1 protein-coding gene is annotated in these 257 nt (G+C 42.4%); it reads left to right on the top strand.

All coding sequences use genetic code 11. From position 1 onward, the window contains the following. A partial coding sequence (locus AAEZ00_RS21645) for an efflux RND transporter permease subunit (RefSeq protein ID WP_351090027.1) occupies positions 1 to 257 on the top strand: 257 nt, incomplete at both ends.

Here is a 257-nt window from a genome sequence, read left to right as displayed (position 1 = left end):
GATTATACCCGTTCGCTTTCTCGCTATGGGCTTTCTCAAGTAACCATTATTTTTGATGAAGGCACCGATATTTATTGGGCACGTCAACAAATTGGTGAGCGTATTCAAAGTATTCGCGCCGATTTACCTAATAATGTTGAGCCAAACCTTGGACCTATTGCCAGTGGTTTAGGTGAAATATTTACCTATAGCGTGCATGCAAAACCCGATGCGTTAAAAAGTGATGGTACGGCGTATAACGCCGAAGACTTACGTAC

This window comes from Shewanella sp. S1-49-MNA-CIBAN-0167, assembly GCF_040310145.1.
GTDB lineage: Bacteria > Pseudomonadota > Gammaproteobacteria > Enterobacterales > Shewanellaceae > Shewanella > Shewanella psychromarinicola.
This window is presented reverse-complemented; position numbering and strand designations above follow the sequence as displayed.